The sequence below is a fragment of the Cnuella takakiae genome (assembly GCF_001953305.1).
Classification (GTDB): Bacteria; Bacteroidota; Bacteroidia; order Chitinophagales; family Chitinophagaceae; genus Flavisolibacter; species Flavisolibacter takakiae.
This window is the reverse complement of record NZ_MTFE01000010.1, coordinates 2,537,963-2,553,320: the sequence shown is the minus strand read 5'-3', so window position 1 is coordinate 2,553,320 and position 15,358 is coordinate 2,537,963. Positions and strand designations below refer to the sequence as shown.

Here is a 15,358-nt window from a genome sequence, read left to right as displayed (position 1 = left end):
GTTTATCAGGCCTGTTGCCTGTTGGATAACAGATAAAGGGCTGCCATCCTTACGGCCACGCCATTTTCCACCTGTTGTAAAATAATGGATTGGCCGGAGTCGGCAACATCGCTGTCCAACTCCACGCCCCTGTTTATTGGTCCCGGGTGCATAATGGTAATATCCTTGCCAAGACTGTCAAGCAGGCGCCTGTTGATGCCATAGCTGAGGTTATACTCCCGCAGGGTGGAAAAGAGCACCTGGTTCTGGCGCTCGAGCTGAATCCGCAGCACATTGGCCACGTCGCACCATTCAAGTGCCTTGCGCAGGTTATATTCCACCCGCACGTTGAAGGCTTCAGCCAGGTGCTTTGGAATAAGGGTGGGTGGACCACAAACCGTCACTTCCGCGCCCATTTTTCCTAACAGGTAGAGGTTACTTTGTGCCACCCGGCTATGCATGATATCGCCGATAATGGCCACCTTCAAACCTTCCAGGGAGCCATGTTTTTCAGTCATCGACAGGGCATCCAGCAAGGCCTGTGTGGGGTGCTCATTGATACCATCGCCTGCATTGATGATGGCGGCAGGAATATGTTTGGCCAGGAAATGCGGCGCCCCGGAAGCGCTGTGCCGCATCACCACCATGTCCACCTTCATGCTCAGGATATTGTTAACCGTATCCAGCAGGGTCTCTCCTTTGGACACCGAAGAACCCGAAGCCGTAAAATTTATGGTATCGGCCGAAAGCCTTTTCTCCGCCAGTTCAAAAGAAATCCGGGTACGGGTAGAGTTTTCGAAAAAAAGGTTGACGATGGTAATATCCCGCAGGGAGGGCACTTTTTTAATGGGCCTTTGCAGCACTTCCTTGAACTGCTGCGCGGTTTGTAGCAAAAGAGAAATATCCTGTGGTGTAAGGTCTTTGATACCCAGCAGGTGTCGAGTAGAAAGCGTCATTAAAGGCCAAAGTTAAAGGATAAAAGATTCGGGTTGTGCCTTGTTCCAACCTGTTGTTTTTCCGGAACAAACAGGCGGACCTAAAAGCTCCTACTGGTCTACCAGAACCACTTCATGTTGCCCCTCGTTCCAGTTTACTTTCACCTGTTGGGAAACGATGGAGTCGATAGTTTTGCCGGTATAATCGGGCTGGATGGGCAGCTGCCGGCTGTACCGGCGATCAATAAGCACCAGCAATTCTGCCTTTGCAGGCCGGCCAAAATCCATCAACGCATCGAGGGCAGCCCGTATAGTACGACCGGTATACAACACATCATCCACCAGTACCACCTTCTTGCCTTCAATGGAAAAAGGAATATCGGTATGGTTGGGCACATGAATCTGTTTGCGGATATCGTCGCGGTAAAAGGTAATGTCGAGCTTACCATAAGGTGGCGGTGTTGCCGAGTACCGGCATAGCTCCTGGTGCAGCCGGTCGGAAAGGAAAATACCACGCGGCTGGATGCCGATGAGTACCGTATCGTTGCTATCGCTGTGGTTTTCCAGCACCTGGTGGGCCAGCCGCTTGATAACCAGTTCGATTTGCTGGTGGTCCAGAATGATTTTCAATACCTGAAATTTTGCGTAAAAATAGGTAAACCCGGCACTATAAGTTGCTTGGGTGAACACCTGTAATAAAGTAAACAGGTTACAAGTTTGAGCTAATACTTATCATGCTCTATGCTCTGGTTGTTGATCATGCAGCCATGTTCCCCAAAACCATTTCCATTGGCTCCATGACGGGCATAAAAAAAAGGCCGGTACATACCGGCCTTCATTATAATGACATGTGAACTTATTTGGCAGCGCCAAACATATAATGCAATCCAAACTGGAGGTTACGGTTGCGCCACTGCATATTTGAACCAGCCATGGGGCTGTTTTCGTTGGCCCAAACATTGGTGAAGCCATGTACATATTTGGCATGCACACCGAGCCCAATACGGGTGGTATAACCTACACCGCCACCTACTGAGAAGTCAACTTTCTTTACATAGTCACCGTCTTTCAGGTTTACTTCACCACCATTGTTGGCACGGTCGCCATTGGCACTTGACAGGAAGCTGAACTGGGGACCTGCTTCAATGGTAAAACCACCGGGGCTTACAAACTGCAACATCACGGGAACAGAGATGTAATGCAGGTCAATCTCGTTCAAACCGGAAAGGTTTGGATCGGTAGAGGAGATTGCATTCACCTTGGTACCCTGGATGTTGTAGATCAGTTCGGGCTGAATACGGAAAGCGGAGGAAACAGGAATTTGGTAAAACACACCGGCGTGCAGCGAGGTTTTGTTGTTGGTGTTGTAACCTGCGGCATTAGTACCATCATCATCGATTTCGAGACGGGCCGAGTTAACACCAGCTTTAATACCCAAAAAAGGTTTGGTAGCCATTTCGGTTCTCAACTTGGGAGCATCCTGTGCATTTACAGCAACGCCTGTGGCCAATGCCAACGCGAACAAACAGATTCTTTTCATAATTGGTGTTTTTCTAAAACTTTGGTAACAAATAAGGGGCCGATATTAAAATGATGGCAGAGGAAGGTTTTACCCAGCCTTCTTCAACGGCCCAGGTTATGCGCAATGATTAGCGGGATTTACGTTTATGATTTTTGTCGAGCATGTAAAAAAGCGAAACTTGGAAGGTGTTGTTCTTTCCGGTGCCATAGCCATCTTCCAACACATTACTCAGCCCTGCATTATAACGGCCGCTTACACCTACACCCGAGTAGGAAAGATAGCTGAGACCAAAGCCGAGCGATACATTAGCTGATTTGAAGAAGTCGCTTTCGTTGGCTTCAATACCATCCTGGTCTTTACTCTTCCCGCTCACCATCAGGCCAAACTGCGGACCAGCTTCCAGTCGGAAGCCATTGTCAAACATGTATTGCAGCATGATGGGCACATTGATGTAATCGGTTTTCCAGGTCACTTCTTCACCCCTGCCTACTTTCTGCTTGGCGCCTTCGGTAGAGTATAATAATTCAGGCTGAATAGCAACAGCATCGGTAATATGAATGTGTGCGGTTCCACCCAGGTGAAAACCAAAGCGTGGATCCATATTGTTTTTACTTACGTTGGAAAATTTCATGGTGCCGATATTCAGGCCACCCTTCAAACCAAAATGGGGTTTCGACTGAGCAAAGGAGGCGAAGGCACATACTATTCCTACAAGGAATAAACTGGTCTTTTTCATTTGTGAATTCTTTGCTCTCATCTATACAAATGCGATACCATTTTATTTTTTCTCCATATGTAAACATGCCGTCTCACGTGTACCCTTGTGTGTTTACCTGAAAAAAGCGTAGGTAAGGAACGGAGGTCCAGAAGGTTTTATACTGCTACCTGTAAGTAAAGAGTGCTAAAAAATTTACAGGCAATTTCAATTGAGTAAAGAACATAGCAGTACATGAAGAATAAGCACTACAGTGTAGAAAAATTGCAGCGCATCAGGAACAAATTGCATGGAAAAACGTGTTTGTCAAAAAGCTGCGTGCATAAAAAAAAGCTGCCGAAGCAGCTTTGATTTATATTCCTTCACTTTCCCCCAAAAGGAAAGGATAACGGTAATCGGTTGGTGGAACAAAAGTTTCCTTGATGGTGCGTGCACTCAACCAACGGTAAAGGTTAAGCGCAGAACCGGCCTTATCGTTTGTACCCGATGCACGGGCACCACCAAAAGGTTGCTGCCCAACAACGGCACCCGTAGGTTTATCGTTGATGTAGAAATTACCTGCAGCATTGCGCAGCTTTTGCGTAGCCAGTTCCACAGCATAACGATCCTGGGCTATTACAGCGCCGGTCAATGCATAAGGAGACGTAGTATCAACCAATTCCAGCGTGGCTTCAAACTGGTGTTCATCATAAATATAAATGGTGAGCACGGGTCCAAAGATTTCTTCGCACATGGTAACATACTTGGGATACTTCGCTTCAATAACGGTTGGCTGAATAAAGTAGCCTTCAGTTTTATCGCAAACACCACCTACAAGGATCGAGGCGTTGGCATCCTGTTTTGCATTATTGATATAGGTTGCGATCTTATCAAAGCTCCGCTCGTCAATCACAGCATTGATGAAGTTGCCAAACTCCTCGGTGCTGCCCATTTTAAATGAGTTTACCCCTGCTACCAGCAAACGCTTTACATCCGCTGCCAGGTTGGAAGGAATATAGGCGCGGGAAGCGGCTGAGCATTTCTGCCCCTGGTATTCGAAAGCGCCACGCAGCAGAGCGGTAGCTACTACTTCAGCTTTAGCCGAGCGGTGTGCAATTACGAAATCCTTACCACCGGTTTCCCCAACAATGCGTGGGTAAGAGCGGTAGTTGGGAATGTTCTCACCAATGGTCTTCCACATCTGGTTAAACACACCTGTGGAACCGGTAAAATGTACACCAGCAAAATCGCGGTGTGCAAAACTTACCTTGCCAAGGGTAGGACCATCAACATAAATAAGGTTGATTACACCATCCGGCAATCCGGCTTCTTTCAAAATCTTCATAAACATCTGCGCCGAATACACCTGGGTGTTGGCAGGTTTCCATACCACCACGTTGCCACAAAGCGCAGCAGAGGCAGGCAGGTTGCCGCCAATAGCGGTAAAGTTGAATGGCGTAACGGCCAACACAAAACCTTCAAGTGGCCGCCATTCCAAACGGTTGTGCATACCGGGTGCGGAAATCGGCTGTTGCTTATATATCTCACTCAGGTAGTGTACGTTGAAGCGCAGGAAGTCAATCAGTTCACAGGCGCTGTCGATCTCTGCCTGAAAGGCATTCTTACTTTGACCCAGCATGGTGGTACCGTTCATGTGGTACCGGTACTTGGCGCTGATCAGGTCGGCAGCACGCAAAAAGATATTGGCACGGCTTTCCCAACTCATATTGGCCCAGCCCTCCTTAGCAGCAAGTGCTGCATCGATGGCCTGCTGCACATGACTTTCATCACCCATGTGAAAATGCCCCAGTACATGGTTGCGCTCATGCGGCGGGTTGATGGCTACGGTATTACCGGTGCGCACTTCCTCCCCACCAATATACATGGGTATATCTGCCTGCTGGCTTTTTAGTTCTTTAAGTGTCTGCTGCAAAGCTTTACGCTCCGCACTGCCGGGAGCATAGCTGTGTATCGGCTCATTTACCGGCATGGGATAGGAAAAAGTTCCTAAGCTCATATGGAAGGATTTTGTGTTTTACTATTATGAATAGTGATGAGTAATGAGTGATGAGTAGATGTTCTTTACTTACTCATTACTCATTACTCATTACTCATTACTCATCACGCGGCTTCTTCTTCTTTCTGCTGCATCAAATAAGCTTTGATGAAACCATCCAGTTCACCATCCATTACAGGCTGGATATTGCCAACCTCGTAATCAGTACGGTGATCTTTGATCATTTTATACGGGTGAAACACATAGCTGCGGATCTGCGAACCCCATTCAATTTTTTTCTTGCTGGCGTTGGCAGCATTTTTCAGCTCTTCGCGTTTGCGCAGTTCTTCTTCGTACAGGCGGCTCTTCAGCATCTGCATGGCCTTTTCGCGGTTGCCCAGCTGGGTACGCTCTGTTTGGCACACCACCACAAAGCCTGTAGGCAAGTGGGTAAGCATTACCTTGGTTTCCACCTTGTTTACGTTCTGCCCACCGGCGCCACCACTTCGGGCGGTTTCCATTTTCACCTCGCTGTCCTTTATTTCGATATTGATGGTATCGTCTACCAGCGGGTATACAAATACCGAAGCAAAAGAAGTGTGGCGGCGGGCGTTGGAATCGAAGGGCGAGATGCGCACCAGGCGGTGTACCCCGCTTTCGGCTTTCAGGAAACCGTAAGCAAAAGGCCCTTCAAACTGGAGGGTGGCGGTTTTGATACCGGCACCATCGCCATCCACCCAATCAAGGATGGAAACGCTCCAGCCCTGCTTTTCGCCATACATGCGGTACATGCGGGCCAGCATCTCGCTCCAGTCCTGGCTTTCGGTACCACCCGCTCCCGAGTTGATCTGCAATACGGCAGGCAGCTCATCTTCGGGCTGGTTGAGGGTACTTTTGAACTCCGTTTCTTCAAGGGCTGCAAGTGCTTTTTCATAAGCCACTTTCACGTCCTCTTCAGCGCCCTCTCCTTCTTTCCAGAATTCGAACAGCACAGCGAAATCCTCTACTGCATTTTCCGTTTCGGTGTACAGGTCAATCCAGAACTCGTTCAGCTTGATTTCTTTCAGGATGCCGGTTGCACGGGCATTATCATCCCAAAAACCGGGTGCCAGCGACAGCTGGCGGTCATTTTCTATTTTGAAGCGGCGGTTCTCGACGTCAAAGAAACCTCCTCAGGACCAGGAGGCGGTCCCTCATATCTTTAATATGCTCTTGTGTCATAGGGCGCAAATTTAGGCCAAACGGTCATATCAAAGTTCCGGCAATCATTTTATCAAAAAGCTTAACAAGCCTTGCCGCTCGTCCTCTTTATGCTTGACCAGGACTGGTGCCGCAAGTAGTTTTGTCCGCACCTGCAGCCCGTTTGGGCCTGCAAAACCATGAACTGCTTATAAAACCCTTAACCATGTACCAAAATAAATTGCTGCTTTCCGCCCTGCTGGGCGCCACCCTCCTGCTGGGTGCCTGCGAAAAAGAAAAACCCTGCGATGGAAACACGACACGAACCTATACTGAAACAGGCTTCAGCCGTATTGTTGCAGGCAGTGCCATTCACCTGAACATTACTAAAGGCCAAACTTTTAGCATTAGCGCCCAGGGTTGTAATCGGGATATTGATGATTTGCGCCTCCAGATGAAACCCGGCAATACACTGGAGTTTGACTTTGAGCGCAACCGCATCCAGCGCGATGTGGTGGAAATAGATATAACCCTGCCGCAGCTGTCTTCCGTTGTGCTGTCCGGGGCTGCTGAAGGGGAAATAAAAGGTTTTGAAAATAATGCCGCTAACCTCAGAATGGTGTTATCAGGTGGATCAAAAGCAAGGGTGGAAGGTACATCCATACAAACCCAGTTTGACCTTTCGGGAGCTTCCAGGTTGTGGATAAAAGGACAAACGAATAATTTATTTGGAACACTTTCGGGTGGGTCCGAATTGCAAGCCGCAGAAACAACGGCAATCGAAGTAGACATTTCAGCCTCCGGCGGCGCACAGGCTACTGTTCATGTTTCAGATATGCTTTTTGCAGAAGCTACCAGGGGTGCACGCATCCGTTACAAAGGAAACCCCGGAACAAAAGAAATCGTTACCAGCGGTGGCGGCCAGGTGGAGGCCTACTAAACTTTTGTTACGGATGATACCAATATCATTATCGAAAACAGCCTCATTTCAAAGTACAATAATCAACCGTGGTACTTGTGGTTCGTACATTGTTTTCCGTTGTACCCGATTTATCTTATTACTTTGAAATATTAATAAAAAGCCTGCCCTGCATCGTCACAAATGCAAGGCAGGCTTTTATATCCTAAATTATTGTTGGAGCATCAGGGTACCCAGGTCAGTGGTTTCGCCTTCTTTTACTTCAACGCCTTCTTTCTCCAGGTTTTTGTAAGGAGCTTTTGCTTCCGCTACGATCTTATAAGTACCAGGCTTGATTTCAGCAAAGCTGAACTCGCCTTCGATAGCACTTGTTTTCAACGAATCGGTGCCTGCAATGGCCCAAACGGTACCAACACTTTCAGCAGGTGCAATTTTGCCTTTGAGGCTTGATGCAGTATGGGGCTTGAAAGAAAAAAGAGCTATAGACGCAAGTGCAAGAGCAGTGGTGCTTTTCAGGATCATTTTCATGACTGCTGTATTTGGTTAAGTGTTAAGGATAGTGGCTTCCGGAAACCGGGCAGCTCTTGCCAACTATTGTGCCAAATAAAAAATGCAACCTTCCACACAATAAAGAGTACAGGTAGGAGTTAGTGTCACTTATCCAACGAAATCTCACTTCAATTTGTAAGAAAGGCGAACTTCGCTTACGCCGTCCCGTAACATCCCGATCTTTCGCGCACTCTTTTTAGACAGATCAATGATCCTGCCTTTAACAAAGGGACCCCGATCATTGATCCGCACTTTTACCGAGCGGCCATTCTTCAAATTGGTAACCTTGACGCGGGTACCAAATGGCAAAGTTTTATGTGCAGCCGTTTTCTTGCGATTGCGGAAAATAGCTCCTGATGCGGTTTTCCGTCCATTGAACTTATCGGCGTAATAAGATGCGGCACCTTGCTCCACCAGCGGTTGGGCACAAGAACTGACAACCAAGAGCACCAAAAGCAAACAAGGCAACACCTTCATGTTCGTATACTGTTTCAGGTTAAAGGTTCATCGTTCAACTCCAGCCAGTAGCCATCCGGGTCCTGGAAAAACACCTGCCGGATACCATCAGGTCGCACAGATACGGTATTGGGTTGATGGTCGGGAGTAAAGTATTCTATGCTATTTTCGGTTAGGCGTTCCAGATAGTTATCAAACTTGTCGGTGCGTAAAGCCAGGTGATGGTTGATGTGCAATGCCGGTACCTGCCTGGCACCTGCAATCAGGTGCAACTGACACCTATCGCCCAACGAAAACCAGCTGTGTATGCCCAACTTGAATGGCTCTTCCAAAGGTTGCAACTGAAGTACACCAGCATAAAAAGCAGTACTCCTTTTCAGGTCGGAAACATACAATGCAATATGACTGATTACCATAAATAGTTACCTGTTGGTAAGGAAAAAAGATAAAGGAAAACTTAGCCGGCAGGGTACAAATGTATTGGAGCGTTTCATACAATTAAAGTTTGATTGGTGTCAAAATGTAAAAGGATAGCTGCTACAGCAGCAAGCAAACCTTTGCCTTTTGAAATTTAACATTAGTGTTTTCCTGGTTGTAACACCACTTCACACCCTTTTTGTCCGGCAATAAAAAAGCGTTGTGCATCTTTCAGAAACACAACGCTTTCCGTAAAGGCTGGCAAGCCTGCAGGTAAATTTAGCAGTCTTGCCTTCAACAACAATGACGGAGGCCGGCACTATCGGTTGCCACCCTGGTTGGCCTTGCCAATTGCATCATCCATGCTCCGGTCATTGTTCAACAGTTGCCCGGCATCGGCACGCTGGGTGCTTACGTTTTGTGCCTCGCTGCCTTCGTTATTGGGTTGCGCACCATCCATGGGTGGCGGCGCATCTTCGGGTATTACCTCGCGCACGGTGTGTTGCTCCGAAAGGCTGCCTTCCACCTGCCTGATTTTATCTTCGGCCTGTGCCCTTGCTGCCTGTGCATCCAAGTCTTCGCCGGCAAAGCGTCCGGCATTATCCTGTTCTTCAAATTCTTTCCGCGCATCGCTCTTGCGTTCTTTATTAAAGTTTTCCTGTCTCTCCTTGCTCATAGTTGGGTGTTTTGTTGGTTAAAAGAATATGCATCCGCACTGGCCATTACCACCTGGCCCTATATTCAAACATTTGTACCTGGCTACTACCCGGTTCCTGGTCGGTGCCGTTTGAACGCTGATCTAGCCAATGATGTCCGGGATGTCTTCTCCCAGTCTGGCTGTTTCGCCTTCGTCCAAATCATCGTTGGGACTGCTTGCGGTCAACTCGGCATCGGCTTCCATATCCTGTTCTGCTTGTTGGTGCGCTGCTTCGATCTTCTGCGCATCCATCTGGCCATTGCCTGCCAAAGCCTTTCGGTCGGCAGCATCTGTTTCGGGTGTTTGCTGTTCAGTTTGTTTGGGATCTCTTTCCATAGGCTTTTTGATAAGAACCTTAAAATTCATGCCTGATTTACCTTCCTTTGCCTGCAAAACATCCTTATGTCTTTTACCCAAGTGCCCGAATTACCGTTCAAAGAATTCCAGCCTGGCGCCAAAGCCAGGTTTATCCATACCGGAACCATGACCTTCGCTTATTGGGAAATGAAGGCCGGTCTTGATTTTGCCATGCACCAGCACCCGCACGAACAGGTGGCACATGTGCTGGAAGGAAAATTTGAGCTGACCGTTGGCAATGAAACCCGCATCCTTGAGCCCGGTGTGGTGGCCGTGATACCCGGTGGTGTGGTGCATGGCGGTCGCTCCATTACAGATTGCCTGCTGCTGGATGTGTTTACCCCGGAGCGGGAAGATTATAAGATTTAACCCTGCCTGGAACCCCTGACAGGTTTTCAAAACCTGTCAGGGGTAATTGATTTATCGCCGGCCAAAGCCAAACCCGCCCCTCCTTCGGTGCGCCAAACACCGACATGTTGTGCCAGCTGATATAAATCATTCCCAATAGCTTCCTTTTGCCACGCATTGTATTGCAAAAGATTTTTACTTTGAATCATGGCCCTTCGAATCTTCAACTACCTGTTTGCCTTTTTGTTCCTGGTATCTGCCGTGCTCCAGTACAACGACCCCGATCCCTGGCTGTGGGCGCCCATTTACCTCTTTGGCACTTTGCTCTGCTTCCAGGCAGCCAAAGGCCGCTTTTACCCTAAGGCTTACCTTATAGCCACCATCCTGTACAGCGTTTATGCTTTTTACCTGCTGTTTACGCACGATGGGGTTATTGACTGGCTTAACCAGCATGATGCCGAAAACATTGCCCAAACCATGAAGGCTACCAAACCGTGGATTGAAGACACCCGCGAGTTCTTCGGACTACTGATCCTGATCGGGACTTTCCTGGTCAATTATTTTGCTTCACGAAAAACAACACCCCGAAGCGCATACGCATAATTTTTAAACGATATTCCCAGGCTTGCAGCTTGTTGCTAAAAGCTTGAAGCATCGCTCCAACCAAATGCAGGCCTGTTGATAAAAACAGGCCTGCATTTTTTTATATATGGCCCCTTTTCCGTTGCTTAAGGGTATGAAACGAACGATTGCCATTTGCCTGCTGCTGGCCCTTAACCTTGCGGCTACAGCACAACCCTTTGCCCCCAACTGGGCTTCGCTCAACAAAAGGGGGATACCCTCCTGGTTTCACCGCGACAAGTTTGGCATCTTTATCCATTGGGGTGTTTATGCCGTTCCTGCCTATGCCCCGGTTATTCCCAACAGCGGCTACTCCTATTCCGAATGGTATTGGAACCGGCTGCCGCCAAAACAAAAAGATTTCTGGGCTTTTCATACCAGGAACTACGGCGAAAACTTTACCTATCCTGATTTTGAAAAACAGTTCCGCGCCGAACTGTACAACCCGCAACACTGGGCAGATATCTTCCGTCGCTCGGGTGCCCGCTATGTTGTGCTTACCTCCAAGCACCACGAAGGATATGCCCTTTGGAACAGCCCTGAAGCCGACAAAGCTTGGGGGCGGCCCTGGAATGCGGTAACAGGTACCCCTAAACGCGACCTGCTGGGCGACCTCACCAATGCGGTAAAAGACGCCGGGTTGAAAATGGGTTACTACTACTCCTTATACGAATGGTTCAACCCGCTGTGGCTTTCGGATAAGGACCGTTATGTACGCGAACACATGCATCCACAGTTCAAAGACCTGGTGAACAAATACAAACCATCGGTAATTTTCTCTGATGGCGAATGGGATATATCGGATACAGCATGGCGCAGCGAGGAACTGCTAGCCTGGCTTTTCAACGAATCGCCGGTGAAGGACAGCGTGGTGGTAAACGACCGTTGGGGCAAAAACACCAGGGAGAAAAATACCGGGGCCACCTATACTACTTCCGAGTATGGTGCAGGCATGAACCCCGATGTAATTTGGGAGGAAAGCCAGGGCATTGGTCACTCCTATGGCTACAACCGCAACGAACAACTGGACGATTACAAAACAGGGCGACAGCTCATCCTGCTGCTGGCCGATGTGGTGGCCCGTGGCGGCAACCTGCTTTTGGACATCGGACCCACCGCCGATGGCCGCATTCCCGTAATCATGCAGGAAAGACTGCTGGAAATAGGAAACTGGCTACAGGTAAATGGCGAGGCCATTTATGGCACCGAAGCATGGAAGCAAACCTACCAGTGGAGCAGCGGCCCCCGTGCCGAAAAGAAAGGACCCGCATTCATGGCTGGCTATGACATCGGTAAAATGGTACAACCCCGCAGGGACAGCGCCTATATCGAACAGTTTTATACCCGCAAGGGCAAGGACCTTTTTGTGATCGTTCCCGAATACCGGCAGCAGGTGAGCATCCAAAATTTCAAACCCGTTGCAGGAACTACCCTTCAATTGTTGGGTAGCAATAAGCTTTTGAAAGGCCGTCAGGCAGGCAACAATATGGTTATTGATCTTTCGTCTCTTCAACCGGGAGATATCAAGCAAACACCGTTTGTTATAAAGATGAAGGGAGGAATTGGCGAGTAAAATGGTTTTTGGTTTCTTGTTTTTAGTTTTTGGTTTTTTGAAGCGAACTCCTGTTGGAAAATGGATTTGTTACCGGCGAGATATGGTCCCAACGAAATTGTTTTGGCACCCCCTTCTGAATAAAGACACTCTCATTTAGAAGGAGATGCCGAAACAAGTTCGGCATGACAGTTCCTAATAGGCCCTGAATATCTTTCGTACTTTGGAAAGTTTGTTCCAAACTCCAAACTCCAAACTCCAAACTCCAAACAAAAAACAAAAAACAAAAAACCTTCACATCCTCATCTTTGCACCAAATTTTACCTCAACATGAAGGTGTTCAAGTTTGGCGGCGCTTCCGTGAGTACAGCAGAAAGGATCAGGAATGTAAAAGAGATTTTGGCCAGCTATAGCGGTCAGCCGCTGCTGGTGGTGATTTCGGCCATGGGTAAAACCACCAATGCATTGGAAACGGTAGTGGAAACCTTTTACCGCAATGAAAAGGAAGAAGCCCTCCGCCTTTTTGAAGCCATCAAGCAAAGCCACCTGGATATTTGCACCCAACTTACACCGGTGCCCCTCCCTCAACTGGCCGACCTGTTTACAGAAGTAGAATGGCTGCTCCATGATAAACCGGTTCGCAATTACGATTATTACTACGACCAGGTGGTTTGTATCGGCGAACTGCTGTCTACCGCCATCATCAGCCATTACCTGCAAACCGAAGGCATATCCAACCAATGGCTGGATGTGCGCGACATTATCCGCACCGACAATAATTTCCGGGATGCCCGCATCGATTGGGTATATACCAATGAAAAAGTACAAACCACAGTACTGCCCCTGTTCCGGCAAACCCAGGTGCTGATTACCCAGGGCTTTATTGGCGCTACGGACGAAAACGAAAGCACGACACTCGGCCGCGAAGGCAGCGATTATACCGCAGCTGTTTTTACCCACCTGCTGGATGCCGGAAGCCAAACCATCTGGAAAGATGTGCAGGGGGTGATGAATGCCGATCCCAAGCTCTATCCCGATGCCGAATGGATCAGGGAGCTGACCTACCGCGAGGTGATTGAAATGGCCTATTACGGAGCACAGGTGATCCATCCCAAGACCATCAAGCCCTTGCAGAACAAGGATATCCCGCTGTATGTAAAATCCTTCCTGCATCCACAGGAAGAAGGTACGGTAATACATAACCGAAATATCGCAGGCCTGCCCCCCATTATCGTATACAAGCAAGCACAGGTGCTTGTGGAACTCACATCCCGTGATTACTCCTTTGTAAGCGAAGGACTGAACAGCGAGATAGACATCCTGTTTCAACGACTGAAGTTCAAACCCAACCTTACGCAGATCACCGCCATCAGCATACTTTGCCTAACCGACAATCTTGAAGAAAAGCTGGACCAGTTTGCACAGGCTGCTGGCGGGTTGTTTGATGTACACCTTGAAAAAGGACTTTCCCTGCTTACCATCAGGCATTATAATGAAGACATTTTGGCAAAGCTTACAGCCGGTAAACAAATCGTTTTGCGCCAGCAAACAAGGGAAACCGTACAGGTGGTGATGCGGGAGCAATAAGGAAGTAGCAGCAAGCTTTTAGCTACAAGCTGCACGTAAGGAAGTAGCAGCAAGCTTTTAGCTACAAGCTGCACGTAAGGATCAATGGATTTCCATTCTGTACATAACAAACAAACGCCCCTTCCTAACAGAAGGGGCGCTTGTGGAAATGTATTGCTTTCGCAAGTGTCATGAGCAGGTTTTCTGTGCAATAATTTTTGCGTACACCCATTTGATGCTTGCAGCTTTAAGCTTATAGCTTTCCGCAACCACCAGCCATTACTCCACTGCAAAACCCTGCCTGATCTTTTTGGCAACGGGCTTGTCGTTTAAAATTGCGGGTTTCCACGCAGGCATTTGTTCCAGTACCGTTATCAGTTCATCGTTGAACTCATCATCAACACCCTGTATCACCTTGAAATTTACCGGGGCGCCATCCTGGTCCACAATGAACTCTACTACCACATAGGCTTTCTTTTTCCCGCTGGGCAATTGGGAGGCCATGGCCTTACCCATCTTTTCCAGGTATTTCAGGAAATGTTCGTTACCTCCCTGAAACTGGGGCCATTGGTGCACCACATCCGCAAGGTTAGTGATTACCCGCTGTGGATGCGGCCTTGGTGCTTTTTTGGGCGGTGGTGGTGGTGGCGGCAATTTCTTCGTCAGCCCTTCATAGCGGTAATCGCCATGGTTGTTCACCATAATGATGGGCAGCTGGCGGGTGATCTCAAAATGGTCATACACCAGCTCCAGGTTCTCTGCATGCAGCTTCAGGTCGCCATCTGTTTTAGTAAGGGTAGCCAGGTAGTCGGCACTCCGCTTATTGTTATACCGGATCGGGAAAATGTGTACGGGTATAAACTCCTGCCCCGCATTGCGGGCATGGGCGGCCAGGATGTACAATTCTTCAATCTGCTGGTCGTTGACGGGAATACAGCCTACCGTTACGCAACTGCCGTGGATGAAAATATCGCCTCCGGGCTTGTACATATCACTCAGCACCTTGTCGGATGGGTTGGGATAGTTGAGCCCAAGCGACAGGTGGTAGGAACTGCGCGGGTTGAATTCGTTGATATAATAAAAACCTTCGGGTACCTGGTAGTCGCCTTCCATCCGCTTGGGACCAAGCGAACCGGCAAGGGCACAGACCCGGTAGTTTTTAAATAATTTAAACTGTTCTTTCTTGTCGTTTTTCACCCATACTTCCAGCTGTCCGTCGTATTTGAAGTTGCGGATGTACAGGTATTTGGCAGGCCAGTCGAGGCCTTTGGCGGCAAACTGTTTCTGGAGGGTGTCCTCTTTTCGCCGCAGCGCATCACCCGGGCGGGGCAGGGAACGCTGGAAGTCGATAAAGGTGGGTAACAGGTTGTTGCCGGTCACCATGGCTGCGGGCACACTGGTGCCCTGGCCCTGGGCCAGTTGAAAAAACAGAACGGAGTAAAGGAAGAGTAAGGGCGCTTTCATGTTTAAGAAATCCAGGGGCAAGTTCGGAAAAAATGAATGGACAGCCGTACACAATCGGTGGAAACAAACATTATTTGGATAAGATTAAATGATTATACGTCGAAAGC

18 protein-coding genes are annotated in these 15,358 nt (G+C 48.5%); 5 read left to right on the top strand and 13 right to left on the bottom strand.

Going from position 1 to position 15,358, the window contains the following annotated elements; translation table 11 throughout:
• Nucleotides 1-5: 5 nt before the first annotated feature.
• From BUE76_RS11190 to prfB, 6 genes are all read right to left on the bottom strand, one after another.
• On the bottom strand, nucleotides 6-935 hold the full coding sequence (locus tag BUE76_RS11190; protein WP_073046268.1) for an aspartate carbamoyltransferase catalytic subunit: 930 nt from the start codon (nucleotides 933-935) through the stop codon (nucleotides 6-8).
• 90 nt (nucleotides 936-1,025) lie between these two features.
• Nucleotides 1,026-1,544 (bottom strand): bifunctional pyr operon transcriptional regulator/uracil phosphoribosyltransferase PyrR, encoded by a 519-nt coding sequence (pyrR, locus tag BUE76_RS11185; RefSeq protein ID WP_073046428.1) that lies wholly within the window; start codon nucleotides 1,542-1,544, stop codon nucleotides 1,026-1,028.
• A gap of 226 nt (nucleotides 1,545-1,770) precedes the next feature.
• Nucleotides 1,771-2,454, bottom strand: a complete 684-nt coding sequence (locus BUE76_RS11180; RefSeq protein ID WP_073046266.1) for a porin family protein — start codon at nucleotides 2,452-2,454, stop codon at nucleotides 1,771-1,773.
• 109 nt (nucleotides 2,455-2,563) lie between these two features.
• A complete protein-coding gene (locus BUE76_RS11175) occupies nucleotides 2,564-3,172 on the bottom strand; it encodes a porin family protein (RefSeq protein WP_073046263.1) in 609 nt (202 codons plus the stop codon).
• A gap of 331 nt (nucleotides 3,173-3,503) precedes the next feature.
• Complete coding sequence (pruA, locus tag BUE76_RS11170; RefSeq protein WP_073046261.1) at nucleotides 3,504-5,147, bottom strand: L-glutamate gamma-semialdehyde dehydrogenase; 1,644 nt, start codon at nucleotides 5,145-5,147, stop codon at nucleotides 3,504-3,506.
• 104 nt (nucleotides 5,148-5,251) lie between these two features.
• Nucleotides 5,252-6,347 (bottom strand): peptide chain release factor 2 gene (gene prfB / locus BUE76_RS11165; RefSeq protein ID WP_394333540.1). Its coding sequence is split into 2 segments (ribosomal slippage): nucleotides 5,252-6,298 and nucleotides 6,300-6,347, totalling 1,095 coding nucleotides; the frame shifts between segments, so codons are not numbered across the junction.
• Nucleotides 6,348-6,531: 184 nt separating this feature from the next.
• Between prfB and BUE76_RS11160 the strand changes: the two genes are divergently transcribed.
• Nucleotides 6,532-7,245, top strand: coding sequence for a head GIN domain-containing protein (locus BUE76_RS11160; RefSeq protein WP_073046259.1), 714 nt, complete (start codon nucleotides 6,532-6,534; stop codon nucleotides 7,243-7,245).
• Nucleotides 7,246-7,434: 189 nt separating this feature from the next.
• Here the strand turns inward: BUE76_RS11160 and BUE76_RS11155 are convergent, their stop codons facing one another.
• The 5 genes from BUE76_RS11155 to BUE76_RS11135 form a co-directional block, all read right to left on the bottom strand.
• On the bottom strand, nucleotides 7,435-7,752 hold the full coding sequence (locus tag BUE76_RS11155; protein WP_073046257.1) for a carboxypeptidase-like regulatory domain-containing protein: 318 nt from the start codon (nucleotides 7,750-7,752) through the stop codon (nucleotides 7,435-7,437).
• 144 nt (nucleotides 7,753-7,896) lie between these two features.
• On the bottom strand, nucleotides 7,897-8,250 hold the full coding sequence (locus BUE76_RS11150; RefSeq protein WP_073046255.1) for a septal ring lytic transglycosylase RlpA family protein: 354 nt from the start codon (nucleotides 8,248-8,250) through the stop codon (nucleotides 7,897-7,899).
• Between the two features lie 14 nt (nucleotides 8,251-8,264).
• Nucleotides 8,265-8,645 (bottom strand): VOC family protein, encoded by a 381-nt coding sequence (locus BUE76_RS11145; protein WP_073046253.1) that lies wholly within the window; start codon nucleotides 8,643-8,645, stop codon nucleotides 8,265-8,267.
• A gap of 320 nt (nucleotides 8,646-8,965) precedes the next feature.
• Nucleotides 8,966-9,322, bottom strand: a complete 357-nt coding sequence (locus BUE76_RS11140) for a hypothetical protein (RefSeq protein WP_073046251.1) — start codon at nucleotides 9,320-9,322, stop codon at nucleotides 8,966-8,968.
• A 123-nt stretch (nucleotides 9,323-9,445) separates the two neighbouring features.
• A complete protein-coding gene (locus tag BUE76_RS11135; RefSeq protein ID WP_143157409.1) occupies nucleotides 9,446-9,679 on the bottom strand; it encodes a hypothetical protein in 234 nt (77 codons plus the stop codon).
• 66 nt (nucleotides 9,680-9,745) lie between these two features.
• On the opposite strand from BUE76_RS11135, the gene BUE76_RS11130 reads away from it, so the two are divergent.
• On the top strand, nucleotides 9,746-10,069 hold the full coding sequence (locus tag BUE76_RS11130; RefSeq protein ID WP_073046245.1) for a cupin domain-containing protein: 324 nt from the start codon (nucleotides 9,746-9,748) through the stop codon (nucleotides 10,067-10,069).
• Between the two features lie 26 nt (nucleotides 10,070-10,095).
• On the opposite strand, the gene BUE76_RS24485 is transcribed toward BUE76_RS11130, so the two are convergent.
• On the bottom strand, nucleotides 10,096-10,257 hold the full coding sequence (locus BUE76_RS24485; RefSeq protein WP_158069956.1) for a hypothetical protein: 162 nt from the start codon (nucleotides 10,255-10,257) through the stop codon (nucleotides 10,096-10,098).
• Here BUE76_RS24485 and BUE76_RS11125 point away from each other — a divergent pair.
• From BUE76_RS11125 to BUE76_RS11115, 3 genes are all read left to right on the top strand, one after another.
• Complete coding sequence (locus BUE76_RS11125; protein WP_073046242.1) at nucleotides 10,256-10,651, top strand: transmembrane 220 family protein; 396 nt, start codon at nucleotides 10,256-10,258, stop codon at nucleotides 10,649-10,651. The two genes, BUE76_RS24485 and BUE76_RS11125, sit on opposite strands and share 2 nt — an antisense overlap.
• A 133-nt stretch (nucleotides 10,652-10,784) precedes the next feature.
• Complete coding sequence (locus BUE76_RS11120; protein WP_073046426.1) at nucleotides 10,785-12,242, top strand: alpha-L-fucosidase; 1,458 nt, start codon at nucleotides 10,785-10,787, stop codon at nucleotides 12,240-12,242.
• Between the two features lie 309 nt (nucleotides 12,243-12,551).
• Nucleotides 12,552-13,808, top strand: a complete 1,257-nt coding sequence (locus BUE76_RS11115; protein ID WP_073046237.1) for an aspartate kinase — start codon at nucleotides 12,552-12,554, stop codon at nucleotides 13,806-13,808.
• Nucleotides 13,809-14,066: 258 nt separating this feature from the next.
• Here BUE76_RS11115 and BUE76_RS23990 read toward each other — a convergent pair whose 3' ends face one another.
• A complete protein-coding gene (locus tag BUE76_RS23990; protein ID WP_073046234.1) occupies nucleotides 14,067-15,251 on the bottom strand; it encodes a L,D-transpeptidase family protein in 1,185 nt (394 codons plus the stop codon).
• Between the last annotated feature and the right edge of the window lie 107 nt (nucleotides 15,252-15,358).